The 5,009-nt window shown below is 37.1% G+C and carries 3 protein-coding genes and 1 pseudogene; 1 reads left to right on the forward strand and 3 read right to left on the reverse strand.

Features of this window, described 5'->3' with window-relative positions; translation table 11 throughout:
* Positions 1 to 353 (forward strand): annotated as a pseudogene (locus MRT15_RS10800) (hypothetical protein); the annotation flags it as partial.
* A 387-nt stretch (positions 354 to 740) separates the two neighbouring features.
* On the opposite strand, the gene MRT15_RS10805 reads toward MRT15_RS10800, so the two are convergent.
* The 3 genes from MRT15_RS10805 to MRT15_RS10815 all read right to left on the reverse strand — a co-directional run.
* Entirely contained in the window at positions 741 to 1,541 is an 801-nt protein-coding gene (locus MRT15_RS10805) for a GNAT family N-acetyltransferase (protein WP_304330182.1), read from the reverse strand.
* A gap of 779 nt (positions 1,542 to 2,320) precedes the next feature.
* The gene (locus MRT15_RS10810; RefSeq protein WP_304330184.1) at positions 2,321 to 3,583 is read right to left on the reverse strand and encodes an ATP-binding protein; all 1,263 of its coding nucleotides are present in this window, start codon (positions 3,581 to 3,583) and stop codon (positions 2,321 to 2,323) included.
* A gap of 411 nt (positions 3,584 to 3,994) precedes the next feature.
* A partial coding sequence (locus MRT15_RS10815) for a hypothetical protein (RefSeq protein WP_304330186.1) occupies positions 3,995 to 5,009 on the reverse strand: 1,015 nt, incomplete at its 5' end.

Consider the following 5,009-nt stretch of genomic DNA (forward strand, 5'->3'; position numbering starts at 1 on the left):
TTGTATTTGTCCCCATACTTTCACCGAAACATCCTTGGATACTCTGGCTGGCATTTTTCATCGCGGGATTGATCGCCATGGAGATCGGCTTGATAATCGGCGCGCTTATTCCCCGTTATACGGAGGGTGTACTTACATTAATCGCGCTTATCGGCATAGGTATGAGCCTTCAGGGAGAGACTGCCAAATTCTTCCCCATATACCCGGCCAGGCAGCTCTTCCGCTCAGGACTTTTTGCAGAAGATCCTCTCATTCTTCCATTTATAAGAGATGAATTATTAATTTTCGTTATCCTTATGATAGTGACTATTGTATTTTGGTATTTTAGAATTAGGGTCCGTAGGTGGTCTTAATGTTTAATAATAAATCTGCATCAGAGTGATTCCTTACGATATACTAAGATGATTCATCCCTTTTGTTGATGTTATCATGTAATTCTGTAGGGGAAATAGTGAAAATTCCTCCACTTGCATGATCGAATTAGGCCACTTCGCCAGTTTAATACACGATGATATTATTGATAAAGCTGAAGAGAAGAATGAGATACTGATTTAAATTCAGCTTAATAGCTTTTAGAACAGCGAAGAGGGGAATTTTCACTTGACAATCGTATTTGGACGATATAAACTGGAGTAATGCTATCATAATTCTACGATAGATTATGAGGTCGCTAAAGAGGTTTTCAACAAAATAAGAAATGAGAATCCATTCTATCGTTAATGGTTAAGAATCCAATAACTTTAATCCTTAGTCTGAAGATCGCAATTTTCTACTCTACATACATTAAGTTTGAGAGCTGGATTATTAGCTTTATAAAATAATATAGCTCTTCGGTCTGAAGATGAGATGCGGAGCGATCTTAGTACACGTACAACACTTACATATTTGGCATTTAATCTTTTTGATAGATTAAGAACTTCTCTAAGTATTGTCGTACCTATTCTATTCCTCCAAAAATTACGTGCTATATGAACACCATAATCTATATTGAAGTTATGTTTATTAAGATAAGCCATTCCTACAGGCATATCTTTCAAATAGGCTAGTACAATGATATGGTCATCTTTTCGAGGAGGTATAAAGAACCCCCAGCTCTTTTTATGAATTTGATTAAAGATTTCTAGGTCTTCATTACTCCAATTCCACAGTTTAACAATCCTAACTTTATTGTTCGGCTCTAAGACTTTTGAATGAACGTCCCAAAAATAAAGGATTGACCTAGCGTTTATGTTGTAAGAAGAACTTAGTATGGAGTCTTCCGGAATCATGAGAAGCTTAGTTATACTTTCATATCCGGATTTTCTTATCACTTCAAAGGCTTTACTTGGACTCTTCGAAATACACATTATGGCCTTTTTTATTTTTCTTCTAACAATCCATTCGATTTCCAGTAAACATTTCTCACTATCGGTAGAAATCAAGTTAACATTATTTAATGGTTTAGCCCAGAAAATCCTGAGCTTACTTAATTCTTTGTACCAATCATTAAACTCACTGAACTCCATCGGTAGAATGCAGAGATTGCCGGAAAGCTCATTCATACTTCTTTACACCTACCAACTTAAAATATCTTTCACTGAGAGCCTTTTCTCCAAAAAGAATGGCCATGGATATGCATGTGAACCCTACGAAGTAAGGCTACACACTCCTCACTTGAAAGAAACCTAGAAGCCTCCGGAATAAACATATTACATTAAAGAAAGCAGAGAAACAAAAACCTTACCAACATTCTTATTTAAAAGTGAAAATTTTATTTGCACAAACGATATATGGTTGAAGCTGAAATAATAACATGCCTCTTTCTCACACCTCTTTAATAGACAGTATAAAACAACATAAGGATAATGCCAGTAAAGGAACATGTATAAATCCAAGGTATAAGCCTCTCACCGCTCCGCATCATAAAACCTATTCCTATATTAAAAATGCCTAACATGGTTCCTATGAAACTTGCCGCTCTTAAAGCAGGTAGATTAACCCTTGGATGAAGGAGATAAAATATTGATAAATAGATCGAGTCATCAGGCAAAATGTAAGCGGGAGATCGGAAGTTAACAAGTAAATTAGATTGGAGTCCCAGGAGTCCTAAGGCTTATCTGGACTCCAGAATGTCAATGCTGCTAAAGGTATAACCCAGTATTTCCACAATAGTTGCCTACGGAGTATATATTTCATCCTCCTAATCCTCACATTTCGTAACTAGAGAAGACTAATGATGGAGAATTCTGGAACTGTAATAACAGTTCCAGTAGGATTTCAGCTCTTAAAGAAAGCCCAGCTCCCTTTCTTTAAGGCTTTAGTCCAGCATTATATATTTACATCATCGTTGTTTAATATGGGTAATTTCTGTTAACCATTTCCATAAGGGTAGGAGTCTGATTTTTCTATTTTCAAGTTTAAGTTCGTCCTCGTAGTTCCATGTTATAACGAGCAGATCATTGCATCTTAATTCTGTACTTGCCTTAATTAGGGGATTAATCTCTTCCTTATTAACATCATCTCTTCCAGAGGCGTAGGTGACTTGAACCAGTTTTTCTATATGAGGCCCCCTCCTTATAACGAAGTCCACTTCATTTCCCTTGGTATTTCTCCAGTAGAAGAAGTCTTCATTTGGAATAAGTCCATTCTTAATCAGCTCTAGGAATACAACGTTCTCTAAGAGTCTTCCAACGTCTTCACGCTCAACGTAGGTATATATTGCATTATCTACTAGGTAGAATTTAGGTATGCTTAGCTCAATCTTTCTTTTACTCCACTCAAACTTCTTAAGGAAGAAGCCGAAGCCTACATCCTCAACAATTCTTTGAAAAGCATATAAAGTCTTCTTGCTAATCTTTACTCCTTGAGACTTTAAGGAATTGAAGACCTTATGAACGGAGAATAGTGAGGTGTTTGAGGAAATGCAGGATTTAAGGAAAAGCTCGAGGGCGTACCGATTTCTAACTCCAAATCTCTCTATAATATCTTTATACATAATGAGATCAAGATACTCCCTGAAGAATTCGAATGGATCTATGTTGCCTAGAACCACATCTGGGAAGAAGCCGCGTTTCAAACATGATGACAATATATGTCTTATCTTAGCCAGCTCATAAGAGCTATAATATTTTTTTAATTCCAATCCATTTATCTTTAAAACCTCAGTGAAGGAGAAGGGGAAAACATATAGTGGAACAGCTCTCCCCCTAAGCTGTGTTGATATTTCCTTACTTAAAAGCTTTGATGAGGATCCTGTAATAAAAATGTAGTACCTCTTTCTCTCATATAGAGAGTAGACATGCTTCTCCCAGTTGCTGAAGCTTTGAACCTCATCCAGGAAAATGTAAACCGGCTCCCTACCATATATTTCATAATGTCCCGTAATTACTTCATCCAACTCCCTTACTTCAACCGGCTCCTCGAAATTTATGAAGACAAACTCTTCATCTTTAATCTTTCTCTTTCTGATTAAATTATATATGAAGTAGGTTTTCCCAGCTCTTCTTGGACCTATTATGGACAATATAAAATTCTTATTTTCCTTCACCTCAGCAACCCTATCCTCCACTCTTAGATCCCTTATGCTTTCCTTTTTCGTCAGCATATAATTCCTTAGTTCCATGCACTATTTATGGGGAAACTATTTTATAAAATTTCCCCCTTTATGGGGAACCTATTTGAGAAGCTATTTTATGGAATATTGATAAGAAAAGATAGAGGTGCTTAACCCTAGAAATATGGAAGATTTTACTGGTCATTATTGCATCATTTCGGTTATTTCCTAAGTCTGCTTTACTACTTGTGATTTTTGAAACACTTCATCTTCATGTAACAGCTCATAAAATACTGCCTACTTTTATTGAATTATCTGCTGTATTCATGACATTCTTCATTATGGTATACTACATTCCCGGATTATTAGTTTTACATTCTTTGAGATTGGCTAAATTCTCGATAAGACGTTGAAGACTAAAGTTAATAGTAAAATATTTCTCAATGATTTCGATTTTGCTACTTACGCATCGCTATATAATGTTTGGCTGTGCAACTCCTTAAGGTATTTTTCAGCAGTCCTTCTAACCTCTACCCTGTTTGCTCTTAAAGCCCTCCTGAAAATGTCGATACAATACTCCTCCCCTAACTCTCTATGGTATAGTTTGCAGATGTCTAAAGCTCCTAGAGTCTGGTATACTTCATAATAGCCCTCCATCCTCTCCTTAAAGTATTTCTCTACAAGTCTCTTCTTATCCGGTTCAGCCTCGGCAAGCCATCTTATGCTTCTCCTCGACAGGGAAGGCATGCTTAGAAGGAAGATGTATGGAGGAACATCAAATAGACCAGTATCCTGATCGTCTGGCAGGTATGGTTTAAGCTTATTCTTCAAATACTTCGCGAGGTTTAGGTCAGCAGCATGTTTACATAGCTCCATCTTGTCGTTAAAGGGTATATGTTCACTTCTTAGAAACTTCTCATACAGCTTCAATCTGGCAACTTCATTAATATCTCTCAGGTTTAGAATAGCTGCCAGAAAGGCTATTTTATCATCTACCGTTACTTCCTTACAGCTCATAACATAATTGAATAAATCCTCCACATCACTCAGCTCATCACTCATCACTTTTAAGCATGCTTCAAAGAGGTTAGGGAGGGCTAAGCACAGTTTGATTAGGGTCTCAAAGTATATATGGTTAAACCCCTCCTTATTCAGCAGAAAATTTATTGTCTTGATTAGGTATGCAGGAACACCTTCATTCTGATAGAGATTTATGCTCCTCCAGCTCTCTAGAGCAGCCTTATACTTCACATCATCCTTCAACTCGCTCTCCAGAACCTCCTTTACGAAGAAGCCGAATACGAAAGGTCTCTTCAACCTCTTCAATAGGTCCAACTCATCCATTCCTATCCTACTTAGCTTATCATAACCATACAGCCGCAGCAAATAATTTCTCTCACCCTTTATAGCAAGCCTTACAAGGCGTTCAGCAACCTCACCATCGACATTTAGCCTCATTTGAAGATATCTAGCAAGC

It is taken from the genome of Candidatus Culexarchaeum yellowstonense, assembly GCF_024707025.1.
Classification (GTDB): domain Archaea; phylum Thermoproteota; class Methanomethylicia; order Culexarchaeales; family Culexarchaeaceae; genus Culexarchaeum.

Coding starts and splice junctions, on each gene's coding strand:
- MRT15_RS10805 (WP_304330182.1), bottom strand. CDS start 1,541: ATGAATGAGCTTTCCGGCAATCTCTGCATTCTACCGATGGAGTTCAGT.
- MRT15_RS10810 (WP_304330184.1), bottom strand. CDS start 3,583: ATGCTGACGAAAAAGGAAAGCATAAGGGATCTAAGAGTGGAGGATAGG.